Consider the following 19,618-nt stretch of genomic DNA (forward strand, 5'->3'; position numbering starts at 1 on the left):
ATCCTTTAACCATAAACCATAAACAATCAACAATCAATATTAAAAAATAAAACAGATATGATTCGTAAATCAAATATATTTGCTTTAGGTGTGCTCGCAGTGTCAGCGATGGCAGGGATGACTTCCTGTAATGATGACTGGACCGAGGAGCAGTATGCACACTATATAAGCTTTAAGGCACCCCTCGACACTGATGGCAATAGCGTGGGCGTCACTACTCTCTACGTGCCTTACACGAGATATGATGAGAATAAGAATCCGAGATATGGTGAGGAGGGTCTTTCAAGCTATCAGCTCCCTGTCATTGTGAGCGGATCTACCAATAATGATAAGAATCTTACGGTGCATGTGGCTCCTTCCGACACTCTGCCGATTCTTAACGTGGAGCGTTTCAGCACGCGTGAGGAGTTGTGGTATAAGGATATGACATCGTATGCAAACTATCCGGAGACTCTCGATATACCGTCGGGTAAGGATATCGCGTTGCTCGACATACGTTTCGACTTCCGCAATCTCGATCTTTCTGACCGTTACGTGTTGCCTATCACAGTGGTTGATAATAACGGGGCTTACGGTTATCTCCGCAATCCGCGTAAGAATTATGCCACCGCGATGCTCAGGGTGTTGCCATACACCACTTACTCCGGTCAGTACCAGGCAACCAATGTGAAGTTTTATATCGTATCCGGTGGCGTCGTGGATAATGAGCCGGGTGCTATGGGCACGGTAGACACTTATACGGTTGATGAGAACACGGTGTTCTTCTATGCCGGCACTTTTGACGAGCAGAGTCTTCTCCGCAAGAACTTCAAGGTGTATGCCCAGTTTATCCCATACGAGGAGGGTGGCACACGTGGCACAGTGAAGATGTGGTGCGACAATCCGAAGATGAACTTCGTGCAGAATAAACTTGCTACGTTCACTATCCTGGAGCAGGATGATGAGGTGCAGACCTATATCATGCGCCGCACTGTGATTGTAAACGACATCGACTATATGTTTGACGACTATATGTCGGCTCCCGGCACATCGATCACGTATAGCGTTCAGGGCAACATGGCAATGGAGCGCAAACTCAACACCCAGATGCCGGAGGAGGATCAGATCATCTTCTAAACAATCACCAAGACGCAAATTTGTATCAACTGCCAAGATCAGATTGATATCAACCACTAAGATCACGGAGAACATAGAGATTAAAAAAATCTCTGTGTTCTCCGTGATTTCTTCGGTTAAAACACCACGGAGCACGCAGAGAATGCGGAGATTATTAATGAATTGGAATTGAAAGGGATGAAGAAATAAATGGATATGTGAATATTGGTATTAAAAAACAAACCCGATAGCTTGAAAAATTCAGGGGCTACCGGGAATACGATACAAAGGTAGTACTTCGCAATCGAATAACCAAATAAATAGGCTGAAAAATTAAAGGCGTTATATTTTTTTAATAAATCAAGCCTTAAAAAGGTCTATTTCAGCGCAGACTTGCTTTACATGGTCGAGACCATAAAGCAAGTCTTTACTATCTATACCAAGCCAAGAGAAAAGTTTAATCATCTTATTGTATCGGCTCATTACATAGAAAGTGTCAATATTGTCATTAGCATCAAAACACACAGGTTCGTGGTGAGCGATGCGATTACGTAGGTTATTGATATAGTCCAATTCTTTGAAAATATAAGTGTTATCGTAGTTGTGCTGGGGTGTGGAACGTGGCTTGTTTATAAATGCACGAAGTAATAAACGACCTGATAACCGGTATTGGAGATTTGAAAACATGTATTTCCAAAATCCAAATTCCATTTCTGCCAACAATTTAGAATGTGAATAAAGACCACTGTGCATTAAATCTCGGTATGACTTATCTATATTACGACGCGACCTCTCAACGCGATTATTATTATAGAATATTCCATTAGGATGGATGAAATCTCTTAGCCAGTTGTCTCCCCAATGATTAGTCAATTCTCTATCAATGGCATTACGAAGAGCAACTTCAAAACAGCTTATTACTGTGAAAATCTCCTGCGATAGTCGAAGATTTAAACGGTATAATGTCATGGCCTTGCGAGTATTGCCACCGCAAGCAATAACATACTTACGCATACGTTTTGGAGATATTATCTTTTCAAATTCTGAGAATTTCATTGTTATGCCATTTAATAGAATATGAATGCAAATTTAGTGATAATTCTTGAATTGTCAGCTATAATATATCGCAGATGTTTACGACATTTACTCTGTGTTCTCCGTGATCTTAGTGGTTAAAACGCCACGGAGCACGCAGAGAATGCGGAGGGCTTAAGTGATTGGAATACAGGGTGTTGGTTTGGATTTATAAATTATTTTAGATTTTTATGTCGGAAATATTTGGTGATTTCGGAAAAAGATTGTAATTTTGCAGTCGCTTAGGCAATCGGGGTGTAGCACAGTTGGCTAGCGCGCTACGTTCGGGACGTAGAGGTCGGGCGTTCGAGTCGCCTCACCCCGACAAAAATCCGTCGGCAACTCCGCTGGCGGATTTTTTTCAAGTAATCTCCCGGAGATTGCTAAACAAAAGTGGAAAAATTTGGCTGCTTGCAACCACTTGAAAAAATGCTAAAACTGCACATTTTGGATCAAAATCTTTTCATGACGCGACAGCATGAAGAGTATGGCAGAGCATTTGGAAGCGAGCGCAAGCTGTTCCGAAGGCTCTATTTTTTGTGGTTTATGGGTTAAGGCTTAAGGTATTAGGATTCACCGGGTCTTTTTATCCTATAAAATATAAACGGCAATAATCCTCAACTCTCAACCCTAAACTATAAACCTTCAACATTAAACTAATTAAATTTGAATATAATATGAGTTACCTTTTCACATCTGAATCAGTTTCAGAAGGCCATCCCGATAAGGTGGCAGACCAGATCAGCGACACCTTGCTCGATGAGTTCTTGGCACGTGACTCGGAAAGCCATGTGGCTGTTGAGACGCTGTGCACCACCGGACAGGTGGTTGTTGCAGGCGAGGTCAGCAGCCGTGCTTACGTGGACATCCACACCAGTGTGCGCGACCTTATAAAGAAAATAGGGTATAACCGTGGTGCATACCGTTTTGATGGTGATTCCCTTGGTATTCTCTCGGCAATACATGAGCAGAGCAGCGATATTGACCGTGGCGTTAGCCGTGGCGAGCGTCTGGAGCAGGGTGCCGGTGACCAGGGAATGATGTTCGGTTATGCTGTTGACGAGACCGATAATTATATGCCGCTCACTCTCGATCTCTCTCACCTGATTCTCCGCGAACTTGCCGAGATCAGAAGGGAGGGGAAGGAGATGTCGTATTACCGTAAGGGTAAGCTGAAGACTTATCTCCGTCCGGATGCGAAGAGCCAGGTGACTGTCGAGTATGACGACAACCGTATCCCCGTGCGTGTGAATACAATCGTGGTGTCAACGTCGCACGATGAGTTTATTCTTCCGCTTGATGAGACGGAACAGGCACAGAAGCGTGCCGATGAGGAGATGCTGAAGGTTATCCGTGAGGATGTGGAGAATGTGTTGCTTCCGCGTGTCATCGCGAAGCTGCCTGAGAAGGTGCGTGCCCTCTTTGACGACAAATTGATCTTACATGTCAATCCCACCGGTAAATTCGTGCTCGGCGGTCCTCATGCCGACACCGGTCTCACCGGGAGAAAGATCATCGTTGACACCTACGGCGGACGTGGCGCACATGGCGGCGGTGCATTCTCCGGCAAGGATCCCTCGAAGGTTGACCGTTCGGCTGCCTACGCCTGCCGATATATCGCCAAGAATATGGTGGCTGCCGGCGTGGCACGCGAGATGCTCGTGCAGGTGAGCTATGCCATTGGCGTGGCGGAACCGGTGAATATCTTTGTCGACACATACGGCACGGCACGTGAGGGTGTTTCCGATGCTATGATTGCCGATAAGATAAAGGAGATGTTCGACCTGCGTCCGGGTGCTATAGAGGAGATGCTGAAACTCCGTAATCCGATCTATCGTGAGACAGCCGCCTACGGACACATGGGCAGGGAGCCGAGAACCGTGGTCAAGAAGTTTGAATCACGCTATGATTCCGTTCCCCTGGAGAGGGAAGTGGAGCTTTTCACGTGGGAAAAGACCGATCGTGTCGATGAGGTGAAGAAAGCATTCGGAATTGCCTGAAATCTATAAGTTTTGGAATATAAGGCTTGATTTGAATGTGGTCGCGACGCAGTTTGAATGAAAAATAATTAATAAATCTGCGTTAAAATTGGGGAATTGAGCCAAAAGTGTTATCTTTGCGTGCTCAAAACCGTCAGTCCGGCGGTGTCTTTCCAGAAGACACTGCCGGTCATGGCCATTTCCAAGCGAATTAACCAACACAAACAACAGCTATAGCATAGAATGGCAACATTAGAAAGAATCCGAAGCAAGTCAGGACTGCTTATCGTAGTGATAGGTTTGGCATTGCTTGCCTTCATCATTGGTGATGCGATCACCAACAGCCGTAATCTCTTCGGCAACCACACTACCGTGGCAAAGATTGGTAAAGAGAAAATCGACTACACGGAATATATCCGTAAACGTGAAGAAGTCAATAACCGTTATGAGCAGGCCCGTCGTCAGAATCCGGCGCAACTCGCTAACTTCGACAGCCAGATGCTCTCTCAGATGGCTCTTGACGAACTCGTCAGCGAGAAACTCCTTGACGATGCCGTGGAGAAAGCAGGCATCAGCACATCGCCCGAGCAGCTCCGCTTCTACGTGCTCGAGAATCCGGTCAACCCGACAATGCAGACAATCGTGCAGCAGCTTAATGCTTCCGGTCTGAGCGTGTCGACTCCCCAGCAGGCATACGAGGTGATTTTCAATCCCAAGCGTAATGGTCTTACCGATTCTCAGATGGCTCCGTTCCAGAGAGCTTGGATTGCAATGGAGCAGGAGACTATGGAGATGGTGAAGCGTCAGACCTATCAGAAACTCCTTTACGGATTGGTGAAGGCTAACGATCTTGACAAGAAGGCTCTTTATAACGACTATATCATGACCAGCGACGTCGATGTGGCTTATCATCCTTTCGGTCAGCTCGACCCGAAGAAATATGCTGTCGATGAGGCTGCCGTGAAAGCTGCATACGACAAGGATAAATCGCGTTTCAAGGTAGACGAGATGACCAAGGACGTAGCTTTCATCGCTGTCAATATCTCCCCCTCTGCCGAAGACCGCGACGCTGCACGCAAGTTGGCTGAGAAGACTGCAATGGAACTCCGCGACAGCTTGGGGCAGATAAGCAAGGAGCTTAAGAAGGAGGGCATCATCGTCACTCATAAGGAGCTTCGCGCTAAGGATATCCCGGTAGGTGCGGTGCGTGATTTCGTCACTTCCGGTGAGGCTAATTCCGTAAAACTGATTTCTGACAATATCAAGGGCTTCAGCCTCGTGAAAATGGGTAAGCGTTCGCAGGTCACTGACTCAATACAGCTTAATCTCGTGCAGGTGGTTGGCGCAACCCTTCCGGCAAAGGTGCTTGCAAAGCTTAACGCCGGTCTGCCCATCGACTCTCTCGCCGGCACGTTCGGCGACAGCGTGGCTGCACAGAAAGAACAGTGGATTCCGCTCTTCACAGCTCAGGGACGCACAAACGCTCTCGAGTCAGCTCAGGTTGATTCGCTCGTAAATGCCAACGGCAAATATATCTCCCTCATGACCTCTCCGCAGGGTTCCGTACTCGCGAAGATCACTAAGAAAAACGCTCCTGTAGAGGTTTATTCTTATGATGAGGTGAATTATGAACTCAAACCGAGCACCAAGACAATCAACGGCGAGCGTGCTAAACTTGAGAAGTTCCTTGAGGGGAATACATCAGCAAAGGCATTCGCAGAGAATGCAGCCAAAGCCGGCTACTCAGTGCAGGATCTCAGCCTTTCTTCCTCTTCAGTGGCAGTTCCGCGCATGGCAGGTCTTCAGAGCTATTACCCCGACAGCCGCCAGGTGGTGCGTTGGGTGATGATCGATGGCAATCCGGGTGAGGTGAGCCATATCTATGAGTCGAAAGACGCTCTTACCCCGGCTCTGTATGCGGTAGCCGTAGTCAACGAATATGATGACTATGCACCGTTGGCAAACAGCGAGGTCAAGAATTATGCCACCGATAAGGCACGTCGTGCAAAGGCAGGCGAGGAGCTTGTAAAGCTTTATCAGCCGAAAGCCGGCACAATCGAGTCTGCGGCAAATGCCATGGGCGTGGAGCAGCAGAACGTGCCTAACTTCCGTTTCGGACGCAACATGCAGGTGCGTGATGCTGAGGTGATGGGTAAGATTGCCGGAAGCAAGCCTGGCAAGGTAGTGTTGGTAGCCGGAGAGAACGGCGTCTACGCTTACCGTATCAAGGCTAATGCAAAGGAGGATTTCCCCTTCAGCGAGGCTCAGTATGAACAGCAGTACTATCAGCTCGTCAACCCCAATATGGCTGACATGCTTCAGGGTACTAAGGAATTTGAGAACAACATCTATAAATTCGAGGCAGGCGACTGATCGCCGGTGCCTTCGGATTGAAGAGACATTGCGAAGGGTCGTCGCCGTTTCCGGGGATGACCCTTTCTTTTGAAAATGGTTTTTCATCAACAAAAGAACCCTAATTATGGAACAGACAATCCAGCAGACCCCGTTGATAGGCATGACGCTCGACCAGCTCACGAAAGTGGTGTTGTCGGGAGGTATGCCGAAATTCGTCGGCAAGCAGCTTGCCGAATGGCTATATAAGAAGAAAGTGAAGGATTTCGATGAGATGGTGAATATCTCGAAGAAAAACCGCCAATGGCTTTCAGAGAACTATACCGTAGGCCGTGAGGCTCCCGTGTCGCGTATGAAGTCGGCAGACGGAACCGTGAAGTATCTTTTCAACGTCGGCGGTGGCAAGAACATAGAGAGCGTGTATATCCCGGATCGCGACAGAGCCACATTGTGTGTCTCCTCACAGGCAGGATGCAAGATGAATTGCTATTTCTGCGCCACGGGGCGTCTCGGATTCAAGGCGAATCTGACAGCCGCGCAGATCATAAATCAGATATTGAGCATACCCCCCGCTCCTGCGAAGGGGGAGACCGCAGCACAGGAACTGACGAATGTGGTGTTCATGGGCATGGGTGAGCCGCTTGATAATCTTGATGCCGTTCTCCCCGTCATAGAGATAATGACGGCGGAATGGGGAATGGCATGGAGCCCGAAGCGTATCACGGTGTCGACCGTGGGGAAACTTCCGCAGCTGAAGGATCTGCTCGACAAGACCCAGGTGCACGTGGCGGTCAGTGTGCATACCGCCGATCCCTTGCAGCGTGAGCAGCTTATGCCTGCTCAGAAGGCTTTCCCGATACTGAGCGTCATGAGGGTGCTGGCAGCATACGATTTCAGTCATCAGCGCAGGCTGTCGCTTGAATATATAATGTGGCGTGGGGTGAATGATGATATCGCTCATGCCGATCTCCTTCTGCGCTTGCTGAAGGGTCTTGACTGCCGGGTGAATCTTATCAGGTTTCATGCGATACCCGGCGTTGAACTCCACCCGAGCAGCGATGAGAGGATGATAATGTTCAGGAATTACCTTAACTCCAAGGGCGTCACTGCCACTATCCGCAGCTCACGTGGCGAGGATATAATGGCGGCATGCGGCATGTTGGCAGGTAAAAAAAGTTGATTTATTATGGCAAGACCGATAAGGGTGGGTATAACCCACGGAGATATAAACGGCATCGGCTATGAGGTGATCCTCAAGTCGCTTGCCGATGAGATGATGAGGGAATTGTGTACCCCGGTGATTTTCGGCTCCCCTCAGATTGCGGAGAAGGCACGCCGCCAATTCTGTCAGGAGGATGTCAGGCTGACAAAGGTGGCGTCTGCCGCCAATGCCCAGGATGGCAGGATCAGTGTTGTTGACGTGTGCGGCACGCCGCCGCAGCTGACGCCCGGCGAACCTACCGAGGAGTCGGGCAAGGCGGCTGTGGCAGCACTGGAGGCTGCTGCGGAGGCTCTTGAGAAGGGACATATCGATGTGCTTGTGACTGCTCCGATCTCAAAGGAGGCTGTGCAGGGGGATTCGTTCCACTTCCCCGGTCATACGGAATATCTGGAAAGCCGCATAGGTGGTGGCGCGAAGGCGAGGATGATTCTCTTTGCCGATGATCTCAGGGTGGCGTTGGTGAGCACGCATCTGCCGATAGCCAAGGTGGCGTCTGCCGTCACGGTGGAAAGCGTGAAAGAGGCGATCGAGTCGCTTTCCGATTCTCTGAAACGTGATTTCGGACTGACACGCCCGCGCTTAGCAGTGCTTTCTCTCAATCCTCATGCCGGCGATGGCGGGGTGCTCGGAAGCGAGGAACAGGAGATCATTGCCCCGGCGATTGCCGCCTGTTTCGAAGATGGGATAATGGCATTCGGTCCGTTTGCCGCCGACGGTTTCTTCGGTATGGGCGACTATCTTAGCTTCGATGGCATCGTGTCGATGTATCATGACCAGGGACTGGCTCCGTTCAAGACCCTTGCTGGAGAGAAGGGGGTGAATTTCACTGCCGGATTGCCATTCGTCAGGACGTCGCCCGATCACGGCACTGCCTTCGGCATTGCCTGGAAGGGGGAGGCGGATGCCACTTCCATGCGTGAGGCGATATATGCCGCAATCGACATATTCCGTCGTCGGAAGAGATTTGATGAGGCGGCTGCCAACCCGCTGAAGAAGTATAGCACCGACCGTCCGGAGAAGGGAGAGCGTGCCCCGATGCGTAACGGAAATAAAGGAAAGAATGCGACAGACTCCGGCCAGGAAGAGCTGGAATCGTCGGAAAAAGATAACCAACAAACGTCAGAAGAATGAATTATGGTATCATAGCCGCCGGACAGGGTTCGCGGCTTGTACAGGAGGGGGTGGGATTGCCTAAGCCTCTCGTCAGGATGTGTGGCAGACCGATGATCGGGCGTCTGATAGATATATTCGTGAAGTGTGGGGCAGAATCGGTGAGCGTGATAGTCAATGAGGAGATGACTGAGGTGGCTGAATATCTCCGTTCGCTTGCTCCGTCGCTCCCGTGTCCGTTGAATCTTGTGGTGAAGACCACGCCGACCTCAATGCACAGTTTTTATGAATTGTCGAGCCTGATGGAGGGGAAGGGACGGTTTATAATCACGACTGTCGACACCATTTTCCGAGAGGAGGATTTCGCACGATACGTCAATGCGTATGCTGCTGCCCCGCAGGAGGTGGACGGCATGATGGCAGTCACCGGTTTTATTGATGATGAGAAACCCCTCTATGTAGCCACTGATGATGACAACCGTATCACGGCATTCCTCGATGCGCCGCAGGCTGGGGTGAAATACGTCAGCGGCGGTATCTACGGACTCTCCGGGAGCGCGATACCGGTGTTGAGAAAGTGTCTTGCCGATGGTGTCGGGCGAATGCGCAACTATCAGAGAAGTCTTGTGGCTGCGGGGCTTGATCTGCGTGCGTATGACATGAATAAGATTGTTGACGTGGATCATGCTTCGGATATAGCTTCGGCTGAAGCGTTTCTTGAGGGTGAGTAATTGATATAGATATGGCAGAGATTAAAATAGCGGGAGTGATGAGGGCAGGTGCCTATTCTCCCAATCATATAGGGAATGACGCGGCAATATTCAATGCCGCTGCCGAACATTTGCGCAAGCGCGGATGCGTGGTCAATATTTATAATGAGGAGCAATTCCGCGAGCAGGATATCACGGAGCAGATTGTGCTCAACATGTGCCGTGAGCAGTCGTCGATTGCGAAGCTGCAATCATTGGAGGATGAGGGCAGACTCGTGATTAATTCGGGCTACGGCATCGAGAACTGTACGCGTGAGCGTATGACGCGCATATTGCTTGGGAATAAGGTACCTTATCCCGACAGTCTGATTGTCAACACTAATGAGAATGTCATTGATGATCTGAAGGAGGCGGGGTTCTCATCATGCTGGATAAAACGCGGCGACTTTCATGCCATGCATAAGGAGGACGTCAGCTATTGCCGCCATCCGGAGGAGGCCCAGGAGGTGGTGCATGAATATTTCTACCGTGGCATAAAGCGTGCGGTCATCAACCGTCATCTTGTGGGAGACCTTATAAAATTCTATGGAGTCAGCGGTCAGCCCTTCTTCTATTGGTTCTATCCCTTTGACGAGGGGCACAGCAAGTATGGCTATGAGGCTGTCAACGGCAAGAGCCGCGGATTGAAATTTGATGAGGAAGAGCTGAAGATGATGTGCCAGCGTGCATCGGATATCCTCGACGTAAAGATATATGGCGGCGACTGCATCGTTGATCCCGATGGCACGATAAGGATAATCGACTTCAATGACTGGCCCAGTTTCGCACCCTGTCGTCAGGAGGCTGCGCCTTATATCGCGAAGTGTGTGCTTAACGCAATTAAAAAGTGGAGGAAGAGATGAGCGTAAATAATAATGCGGCAGGGGAGCAGAAGAAACCGAGTTTCAAGGACTCCCTCAAGTCGATGGACACGGAGGAGACGTTCGACCTCATATTCTATCGTCCTATAGGATATGCCTGGGCTCTCTTGGCTAAGAGACTTGGCATCACGCCCAACGCCATAACGATAGCCTCCATATTTCTCGGAGTGGGTGCCGGAGTGGCATTCTATTACAATAATATATGGATAAACCTTCTCGGCGTGCTTCTTCTCGTGTGGGCGGACTCGTTCGACAGTGCCGACGGTCAGCTGGCACGTATGACGAAGCAATATTCCCGCATAGGGCGTATACTCGACGGCGTGAGCGGCGACCTGTGGTTTGCCGCCATATACGTTGCGATATGCCTTCGTGAGAATGTGACGAGCGAGTTTTTCAGCGCACACCATTGGGTAATATGGGTAATGGCAGTGGTGACCGGTCTTTTCCATGCCACGCAGGCTGCCATGGCTGACTATTACCGTCAGTTCCATCTCTATTTCCTGAAGGGGAAGGAGGGTAGCGAACTTGACAGTGCGTCGGAACTGTGGAAGAAATTCCATTCCCTCTCATGGAAGCATGATTTCTGGCAGAAACTGACTCTCGCGTTCTATACCAACTATACGGTGGGTCAGGAGAAGCGCACCCCATGGATGCAGAGATTGCGTGCCGTGCTAAAGGAGAAGTATGGCAACGAGGTGCCTCAGTCGTTCCGCGATGCGTTCCGCGCCAAGAGCAAGCCGCTGATGAAATACACGAATATATTGTCGTTCAACACCCGCAGTTTCGCCCTTTTTGCAGCTATTCTGATATTCCGTATGCCGTGGCTTTACTTCGCTTTCGAACTCACGGTGCTCAACGGCGTTTTAATATATATGATGTGCCGTCATGAAAGAATATGCAGGAATTTCGTGACGGAACTTTCCAAGAAATGATGCCTGCTTAAATACACAACATGAAAGTATCATGAATATTGACGTCAAGAAAATTAAGGGTATTATCTTTGATTATGGCGGCACCATCGACACCGGTGGCGACCATTGGAGTGAGGTGATATGGGCAGCCTGGCAGCAGGCGGGAGTGAAGGTGGATAAAGAGGTGTTCCGCGAGGTGTATGTGTATGCCGAGAGGGAGCTTGCCCGCACCCTTCATATCCTTCCGCATCACAATTTCCACGACCTTCTGGATATAAAGATGCAGATAGAGCTTCAGCGTCTTGCAGAGCTTGGTCAGTTCCCGCCCGAACAGGTGGAGCCTACGGCGAAGAGAGTGGCGGAGATATGCTATGCCTCGGCTAAGGCGAGTGTGGAGCGTGCGAAGAGTGTGCTTGATGTGCTTGCGAAGAGGTATCCGATGGTGCTCGTCTCCAATTTCTACGGTAATGTGGAGACTGTGCTGAAGGATTTCGGCATAGATGGCTATTTCAAGAAGATTATAGAGAGTGCCGTTGTCGGCGTCAGGAAGCCTGACCCGAAGATATTCACCCTCGGTGTGGAGGCTCTTGGGTTTAAGCCGGAAGAGGTGCTCGTGTTTGGCGACAGCTATTCCAAGGATATCATCCCTGCTGAGAAGGCAGGTTGCCAGGTGATGTGGATCAAGGGGAAGGGCTGGACTAAAGAGGAGGACGACACCTTCCATCCGAATATAATCCGTAGTCTTGATGAGGGACTCGGTGTCTTATTGGATGCCTGATATGATCCGGATTCCGATGAGCCGGAATCTAAATCATACTATTTCTTGCGAAAATATAGACGGGAGTCGGTCTTTGCCGATTCCCGTTTTTTTGATTTTTTAGGTGAGAAATTGCCTTATGCCTAATTGATTTATTTTAACTAAATTTGTTTGAATTGATATAAAATTAACACAAATTATATAAATTGACTACTTGTTTAGAAACTTTAAGAATTAGGGTAGTATATTTTTAGATAAATAGTTTTGTGGAATGTAAAATTGCCTGTAATTTTACGGCGCGATTTGGAAGAGGGTGCTTCTCTAAAAGCGGAGCATCTTTTTTTGCCCTCTGGAGAATCGTCTGTCACGGATGGTCCGTGATGGAATGAGGATTCCCTAAATTGAATCAGAACAAAAACACAATTAAAGATAATTATGGCAACACAAAAAGCTGAAGCACCTAAAGGAAAACTTGGTGTGCTTGTAGTAGGCCTCGGCGCCGTTTCCACAACTTTCATGGCAGGTGTGCTCGCAGCACGTAAAGGGCTTGCAAAGCCTGTCGGCTCAATGACCCAGTACGACAAGATCCGTATCGGTCGTGGCGAAGACAAGAAATATCTCCATTATAAAGACATAGTTCCTATCGCAGATCTCAACGACATCGTGTTTGGCGCATGGGACGTTTATCCTGAGAACGCATTTGAGTCTGCTGTCAATGCAGAGGTGCTGAAGGCTAAGGATATCCTTCCTCTTCAGGCTGAATTGGAGGCTATCAAGCCTATGAAGGCTGCTTTCGATAAGAATTATGCAAAGCGTCTTGACGGCAATAACGTGAAGGATTGCAAGGATCGTTGGGATATGGCTGAGCAGCTTCGTGAAGATATCCGCAACTTCAAGAAGGAGACTGGCGTTGACCGCGTGGTTGTGCTCTGGGCGGCTTCAACTGAGGTGTACGTTCCGGTTAACGATGAGGTTCATGGCACTCTTGAGGCTCTTGAGGCTGCAATGAAGGCTGACGACAAGGAGAATATTGCTCCTTCAATGTGCTATGCATACGCCGCTCTTCAGGAGGGTTGCCCTTTCATCATGGGTGCTCCCAACACTACTGTAGATATCCCGGCTATGTGGGAGCTCGCAGAGAAGACAAAGATGCCTATCGCCGGCAAGGACTTCAAGACCGGTCAGACTCTCGTGAAATCCGGTTTCGCTCCGATCATCGGCACTCGCTGCCTCGGTCTGAACGGATGGTTCTCAACCAACATCCTTGGCAACCGCGACGGTCTCGTGCTTGACGAGCCGGCTAACTTCCGCACAAAAGAGGTCAGCAAGCTCTCTACTCTCGAGTCTATTCTCGTGCCTGAGGAGCAGCCCGATCTCTATGGTCATGGCAATGACGAGGATACACAGTACTACCACAAGGTGCGTATCAACTACTATCCTCCGCGCAATGACAATAAAGAGGGTTGGGACAACATTGACATCTTCGGCTGGATGGGCTATCCGATGCAGATCAAGATCAACTTCCTCTGCCGCGATTCAATCCTCGCAGCTCCGTTGTGTCTTGACCTCGTGCTTCTGAGCGACCTCGCCATGCGTGCTGGCCGTTATGGCACACAGCGTTTCCTCAGCTTCTTCCTCAAGAGCCCGATGCATGACTACACTAAGGGTGAGGTGCCTGTAAACCACCTCTTCCAGCAGTATGTGATGCTTAAGAATGCTATCCGTGAGATGGGTGGCTACGAGGCAGACGAGGAGATCGATTGATCCGAAAATAATGCTTACCTGAAATAGACAGGGGCGACAGGCGCGAAGCCTGCCGTCCCTTTTTGCATATAGATTTAAAAGATTGAAGTTTAGACAACTTCATTATATCATTTGAAAAAATCTTTTAAATCTTTTGAATCTATATGTGGAAATTATAGATTCTCGATTGTTTCAGTAGAGAGTCCGGTGATTTCAGCAACCTTGCTTATTGACAGACCTGCTGCAATCATCTGTTTGGCAAGTATTCTCCGTTCCTCTTCCCGTCCTTCTTGTAGTCCTTCTTCCCGTCCTTTCTCTTTCCCTTCTTCATGACTTTTCTTGACGGCGGTGTTGAGTATGTTGTTCCAGTCGCGCATATTCTTGAGACTCTCCTCATAAGCCATACGCTCCTCCTTGGTGAATGCATATATCTCTGATACCCTGAACAGTTCACGGAATATCTCATCCTTCAGTGATTCCGGATATTCATCGAGATCGTTCATGTTCTTTATTGCCCAAAGCCATCTTTCCACAGGATTTCCCAGTTCCTCCAATGGCTTCACCACCTTTGGCATCTCGATGTAGACGTATGTCAGTTTGTCATACAGTACCCGTCCGTTGCTTACATCACATATCCTTGCCGTATGTTTCGGTTCCGGGTCATCGCAGAACTGCTGCATATAGTGGTTCATAAATATTATGGTATAAATCGGCGGCGGGTTATAACTCCACTCACTCTTATTTACAGACTCCAATATTGAGAAATTTGAATAGTAGAAACTTCGGTTCTTAAATAAATCTGGATACATGTTCTGTATATTGACGATTATACGCGCACCAGAGTTTGTCTGGCAGCACATATAATATATAGACATGTAGTAGATAGAGGGAACTCCGAGTTCCTTTGGATCTATGTAGGTCAGATCCTCAATCGGGTCATTACATTCAAGCAGGTCATTAAGAATCCTTATGAGAAGATGCTTGTTCTCCAGAGAACCGAATATCTTTTTGAACCCGAAATCTGTAAACGGATGTATGTATCTTTCCGTACACATGGTAGTATGATTTAATGATTTATACGTCACTTATATTCCAATCACAAAGGTATATAAAAAACGGGATTTCAAGTGGTGAGCTTGCTGTTTTTGTGTAAATAAATTCGGCAATAAATCAAATTTATTGCCGAATTTAAGTTGTAGATTCAAAAGGAGACAATTTCTATTTTGAATGTAACGGAAGTGTATCGTAATCTATTCTCCACTTCTTGCAAAGAGAACGAGCCTCTTGTTCTGTAATATGAACTACGGCACCATGCTTGGGTGAAGTAAAGTTTGTAGTACGCATTACGCCCTCATTAAATCGTCCGAGATTAGTAAAACTATCGAAATCAGATGTCTCAATAAAGCCAAAATTATGAGGAGTGATACTATACACGTCATACATTAGTACCCACTTGTCTTCTCCTATGCGCTTGAATACATGAGGAGCTTCACAGGCACGAGGCTCGAAATCAACCCAACGAGGATCGAAATGCCATGGACCAGATGGACGGTCGGCGTAAGCCAGTTTGATACCTCCGTTTACATCGTGCGCCACATACGAAAGGATATATCTATTTCCGAACTTAGTGATATCTCCGTCAATGGCAGACTTGCGTTCGTCGGCATATTGGAATAATTGCTGAGGCATCGTCTCAATTGTATCATACTCATCATTGACATAGCAATAATATAGTTTATTAGGCTCATTTTTGTGCCTCATTGTCAGATAAATCATCAGACGCCCTGTGGTTTCATCAAAAATCGTTTCCGGAGCCCACGCACAGCCAATCTCTTGCCAAGCAGCCGACATTTTGTCAAAACGGATATTGGTGCGCTTCCAATTGAGAAGGTCAAAACTTTTCATCAACACCAACCCACGGTTATTTCCCCAACCATAGACTTTGCCATCACGTTCCCATTCCGTATTGCGTTTGCCGTCGCGTTGCGCAAAAACATGCAAGTCGGTCATGCTCATATAGAAAGCACCGTCAGGCCCACGGTAAATATGTGGATCTCGGATTCCTAACTGGTCGGCAATGGTGTCTCCAGCGATAACAGGATTGTTATCATTCAATGCAGTAAACGAGTAACCATCTCGGCTGATTGCCATGTGTAACCCATGATCTTCATCCAAATGGTACACCATCAAATAAGCTGCCATATCCTTTTCATGTGGCACTGCATCGTGATAATTAAAGTCACTGAACACAGCATCACCTTTTCCAGCAGAGAATAGAGCTGGACGTAGAGCAAAGAAATTTTTCAACTTGTTGTGGTTTAAGTCTGTCACGTCTAAATTTTCAGCCAGCATAGTCCAGTCTTTTTCATCGCTGCCGGCATATATTGTCACCTTGTTGGCACAATTGTGTATCTTTATTTTCACATTACTTCCCCAAGGATTTTTTCCTGTACGAATCAACTTGCCGGCGTCATAAACATAAAACTTAGAACCATCAAAGGCAACACCGGTATATCCTGTTTCGCTGTAATACAGTAGTAATCCGGCTTTCCCTTTTCTGGAGACCTTCATCGTTACGCCAATTTCGTAATTCTTATGTTGAGCAGTCATTAGCATAAGACGCCCATCAGTAGGAGTGGTTCCTTTACCAGGAATTTTCACTTGTCCGTTACCGACCTTCACCAATTTTCGTGCGTTCTCCTTCCAGAAACTCCATTGCCAACCCAACGTATCTTCACGGAAGTTATCAGACAAATCAGGCAATTCTGAAATTTCAGAAAAATTGACTGACTTATCTTCCGATGCCCGGAACCATCCGTCAGAAGTCCACTCTATCGGTTCAATTAGTGTTTGGCGTCCCAAAGTGTGGTAGTCTTTCCCATAAGCATGATATATCATCCACCATCTTCCTTCTGCATCATCAATCAACGTTCCGTGTCCTTTTGACCACCAGTGATCTTGACTGCTATAAGTATGGATAATGGGATTATAAGGAGAGTTTTCCCAACCTCCTTCCAAAGATCGGCTACGTGCACTTACCACCATGTGGCTTGTGGCAGGTCCGGCAGTACCACCTTCTGCACAAGTAAGATAGTAGTAGCCATCCCGATAGATGATTTTAGGCGATTCCAAATAATTTTCGGGCCATTTTCCTTCAGTGACCCATTGTTTCGGAATTTCCCATCCATCGTACACCGTTGTTTTTTTACCTATAGTGCTCAGTCCATCTGGAGCAAGTCGAATCATCTCACCTTTATTTATAAATAGGTAGCGGTTGCCATGTTGGTCAGCCACATGTCCGGGGTCGATTCCGTTGACCTTTAAATCTATAGGGTCACTCCATGGTCCACGTATGTCTTTAGCCCATGTGACATAATTAGTGCCATTGGAAGGGAAATATATATAGTATTTATCTTTATATTTCAACAAGTCAGGAGCCATAGCTGACCCATCCCATTGTTCAAGAGCTCTACCCACAGGGCGCCAATTCATCAAGTCGTTGGAATGCCATATAAGGAATCCCGGCTGATAGACGAATGGAGAGTGTGTCATATAAAAATCATTACCTTCGCGCATGACACTGGGATCAGGATAATCTCCAGCAAGGATGCACTTGGGCCATTGTTGAGCAACAGCTGTTGACAGATATAGCAACAAGACAAAAAAAGAATACAATTTTCTCATTATTATTTAAATGTTATGACTGTTAAAGAATAAGGTGGTAATTTACGCATGAATTTCCGAGATAGCTTCTCTTTACCTACGATTGGCCTTACGTCTGTTTCCAAATGCTTGCCCTGACCGTTCTTATGGTCACGTTTGCCTGACAACACAGCAACCTCGGCGTTATATGAACGGATTTTTTGAGAACCGAGATTTACCTGAACATCCACTATGCTGTCAGTGGTATTCACGAGCTTTACCATGACTTTCTTTGTATTGCTATCGCGGACGCACGAGGCGGTTTCAATCCCCTTCACCACATTGCTGATATATGTATCTCCTCGATGATTGGCAAAAAGTTGCTGTACATAATAATTTACAGTAGGATAAACATTTGTCTTATCAAAGTAAATCAAATTAGGATTCCATTGAGTATTCCCGATTCGCGCCAGCAATGGGGCATAGGATGAAAGAGACACCACATCACCGTTGCGCTCCAACGCTGTCATATAAGCCGCTTCAGCAATAGCATTTAGCATGGTGTTACCTTGACTGGCATATTCGCCTACATAAACTTTAGACTGAGTACGGTCATAATTGTCATAACGATGTAGGTTGTCAAGAAACCATTGTGGCTGACGATAATAGTGTTCATCTACGAGATCTGGGGCTGTCTCACGGGCAAATGCCCAACCCTCTTTCCAATCCCAATCATCGGGACCGGGCCCAACTGTACCCACTACTTTGATTTCAGGATAGTGGAGTTTGATGGCCTTCTGAATCATTAAGAATCGTTCTTTGAAGTCTTGCGTTATATGGTCCTCATTGCCTATGCCTATGTATTCCAGATGAAAAGGTTCGGGATGTCCTGCTTCTGCTCTCATGCGTCCCCATGTGGTATTTATATCTCCATTAGCCCATTCTATCAAATCCAACATATCCTGTACATACTCGTCCATATCTTCTATCGGAATGGTCTGCTGCCCCGTTCCTCGTAACCGTGCTGAATTTTGGCAACTTACTCCGGCTGCCAATACAGGTAGTGGCTTGGCTCCTATATCTTCACACAACTGGAAATATTCATAAAATCCAAGTCCCATGGATTGGCGGTAGTTCCATATATTATAGTCCTCCTTTCGCTGTTCCACCGGTCCGATGGTGTGCTTCCATTTATAGATGTTATTCAGTCCGTCTCCATGAGTGAGGCATCCTCCGGGAAAACGCATGAAAGCTGGATTGAGGTCTGCCAATACCTGAGCTATATCGGCACGAAGTCCGTTTTTCCTATTTTTGAACGTATTCTGAGGAAATAGAGAAAGCATGTCAATGTCTACACGACCTTCTTGTAAAAATAGGATTTCTACTGCTGCCTGTTCACTGCTCTTGTTTGGAGTGAGAGTAGTTTCATATTTGCGCCAGTCGGAGGTGTCAATATCTATAATATCCTCGGCAAGAACAGAATCACGTTCTACCAAACGGACACAAACTTGGCCATCATTTTTTGCTCGTAGGAAAACGGATAAATCATACGATTCACCTATGCGAACTACCATACCATTATAACCGTTATTACGTAATCCGGCGCCTTGCTGTCCAACTGTGAATATATCTACCGAAGCATAATGCCTGTTATTGGCATTAAGTGGTTTCTCTGTTTCTAACGACAACGTAGCAATTGCATTCCCGACTTTTAAAAATTCCCAAGCCGTGAATGGATGCCATTGTCCTTTTTTATGATACTCATGTAAATCTACATCAGATGGTGAATACTCAAATGAACGGTTCTGTACCATTTCTGCATATAGCCCTCCATCGGCAGTATAATTCAAATCTTCAATAAAGATACCAAATAAATCTTTGCTGATACTTTTACCAACTTGATGTTTTTGTGCTGCTGACATGAAAACAACAAGTGACATGGTTGCCAATATTGTAGACAACCGTTTTGTCAGTGAATTGCTTAATTCCATGATATTTTTTCTAATTATTGGTTTGTAGTTAAATTTTTTTTGATCCTCCGTAAAATTATTAACTAACATTATGATTCTAAATAAATTTTAGCAATTAAATATTCAGATTAAT

At 47.1% G+C, this 19,618-nt stretch carries 14 protein-coding genes and 1 tRNA gene; 11 read left to right on the plus strand and 4 right to left on the minus strand.

The genetic code is table 11. From position 1 onward, the window contains the following. Positions 1 to 57 precede the first annotated feature (57 nt). Positions 58 to 1,116, plus strand: coding sequence for a DUF4973 domain-containing protein (locus E5331_RS15715; protein ID WP_275441262.1), 1,059 nt, complete (start codon positions 58 to 60; stop codon positions 1,114 to 1,116). Positions 1,117 to 1,455: 339 nt separating this feature from the next. Here E5331_RS15715 and E5331_RS15720 read toward each other — a convergent pair whose 3' ends face one another. Next, positions 1,456 to 2,151, minus strand: coding sequence for an Abi family protein (locus E5331_RS15720; RefSeq protein ID WP_135985907.1), 696 nt, complete (start codon positions 2,149 to 2,151; stop codon positions 1,456 to 1,458). A 269-nt stretch (positions 2,152 to 2,420) separates the two neighbouring features. Between E5331_RS15720 and E5331_RS15725 the strand changes: the two genes are divergently transcribed. From E5331_RS15725 to E5331_RS15770, 10 genes are all read left to right on the plus strand, one after another. Next, positions 2,421 to 2,494, plus strand: a tRNA-Pro gene (locus E5331_RS15725). A gap of 352 nt (positions 2,495 to 2,846) precedes the next feature. After that, positions 2,847 to 4,169 carry a methionine adenosyltransferase gene (metK, locus tag E5331_RS15730; RefSeq protein ID WP_135985906.1) on the plus strand — a complete coding sequence of 441 codons (1,323 nt, stop codon included), beginning with the start codon at positions 2,847 to 2,849 and terminating at the stop codon, positions 4,167 to 4,169. A gap of 222 nt (positions 4,170 to 4,391) precedes the next feature. Then, positions 4,392 to 6,521 carry a SurA N-terminal domain-containing protein gene (locus tag E5331_RS15735; RefSeq protein WP_135985905.1) on the plus strand — a complete coding sequence of 710 codons (2,130 nt, stop codon included), beginning with the start codon at positions 4,392 to 4,394 and terminating at the stop codon, positions 6,519 to 6,521. A gap of 106 nt (positions 6,522 to 6,627) precedes the next feature. Next, on the plus strand, positions 6,628 to 7,680 hold the full coding sequence (gene rlmN, locus E5331_RS15740; protein WP_169477690.1) for a dual-specificity RNA methyltransferase RlmN: 1,053 nt from the start codon (positions 6,628 to 6,630) through the stop codon (positions 7,678 to 7,680). Between the two features lie 6 nt (positions 7,681 to 7,686). Beyond that, positions 7,687 to 8,853 (plus strand): 4-hydroxythreonine-4-phosphate dehydrogenase PdxA, encoded by a 1,167-nt coding sequence (pdxA, locus tag E5331_RS15745; protein ID WP_135985904.1) that lies wholly within the window; start codon positions 7,687 to 7,689, stop codon positions 8,851 to 8,853. Beyond that, on the plus strand, positions 8,850 to 9,563 hold the full coding sequence (locus E5331_RS15750) for an NTP transferase domain-containing protein (protein WP_135985902.1): 714 nt from the start codon (positions 8,850 to 8,852) through the stop codon (positions 9,561 to 9,563). Before pdxA ends, E5331_RS15750 begins: the two co-directional genes overlap by 4 nt. A gap of 11 nt (positions 9,564 to 9,574) precedes the next feature. After that, positions 9,575 to 10,444 (plus strand): hypothetical protein, encoded by an 870-nt coding sequence (locus E5331_RS15755; RefSeq protein WP_123484376.1) that lies wholly within the window; start codon positions 9,575 to 9,577, stop codon positions 10,442 to 10,444. Next, the gene (locus tag E5331_RS15760; RefSeq protein ID WP_135985900.1) at positions 10,441 to 11,394 is read left to right on the plus strand and encodes a CDP-alcohol phosphatidyltransferase family protein; all 954 of its coding nucleotides are present in this window, start codon (positions 10,441 to 10,443) and stop codon (positions 11,392 to 11,394) included. Before E5331_RS15755 ends, E5331_RS15760 begins: the two co-directional genes overlap by 4 nt. 31 nt (positions 11,395 to 11,425) lie before the next feature. Beyond that, on the plus strand, positions 11,426 to 12,151 hold the full coding sequence (locus E5331_RS15765) for an HAD family hydrolase (protein ID WP_275441263.1): 726 nt from the start codon (positions 11,426 to 11,428) through the stop codon (positions 12,149 to 12,151). Positions 12,152 to 12,565: 414 nt separating this feature from the next. After that, positions 12,566 to 13,894 carry an inositol-3-phosphate synthase gene (locus tag E5331_RS15770; protein WP_123484374.1) on the plus strand — a complete coding sequence of 443 codons (1,329 nt, stop codon included), beginning with the start codon at positions 12,566 to 12,568 and terminating at the stop codon, positions 13,892 to 13,894. A gap of 152 nt (positions 13,895 to 14,046) precedes the next feature. Here the strand turns inward: E5331_RS15770 and E5331_RS15775 are convergent, their stop codons facing one another. The 3 genes from E5331_RS15775 to E5331_RS15785 all read right to left on the minus strand — a co-directional run bounded on the left by E5331_RS15775 (position 14,047) and on the right by E5331_RS15785 (position 19,329). Continuing rightward, the gene (locus tag E5331_RS15775) at positions 14,047 to 14,928 is read right to left on the minus strand and encodes an Rpn family recombination-promoting nuclease/putative transposase (protein ID WP_123484373.1); all 882 of its coding nucleotides are present in this window, start codon (positions 14,926 to 14,928) and stop codon (positions 14,047 to 14,049) included. A 163-nt stretch (positions 14,929 to 15,091) separates the two neighbouring features. Beyond that, on the minus strand, positions 15,092 to 17,557 hold the full coding sequence (locus E5331_RS15780) for a family 43 glycosylhydrolase (RefSeq protein ID WP_123484372.1): 2,466 nt from the start codon (positions 17,555 to 17,557) through the stop codon (positions 15,092 to 15,094). A gap of 2 nt (positions 17,558 to 17,559) precedes the next feature. Then, positions 17,560 to 19,329: an alpha-L-arabinofuranosidase C-terminal domain-containing protein gene (locus E5331_RS15785; RefSeq protein ID WP_275441264.1), complete on the minus strand. Its 1,770-nt coding sequence runs from the start codon at positions 19,327 to 19,329 to the stop codon at positions 17,560 to 17,562. Positions 19,330 to 19,618: the final 289 nt, after the last annotated feature.

Origin of the sequence: Lepagella muris, from assembly GCF_004793975.1 — a bacterium.
GTDB classification, from domain to species: domain Bacteria; phylum Bacteroidota; class Bacteroidia; order Bacteroidales; family Muribaculaceae; genus Lepagella; species Lepagella muris.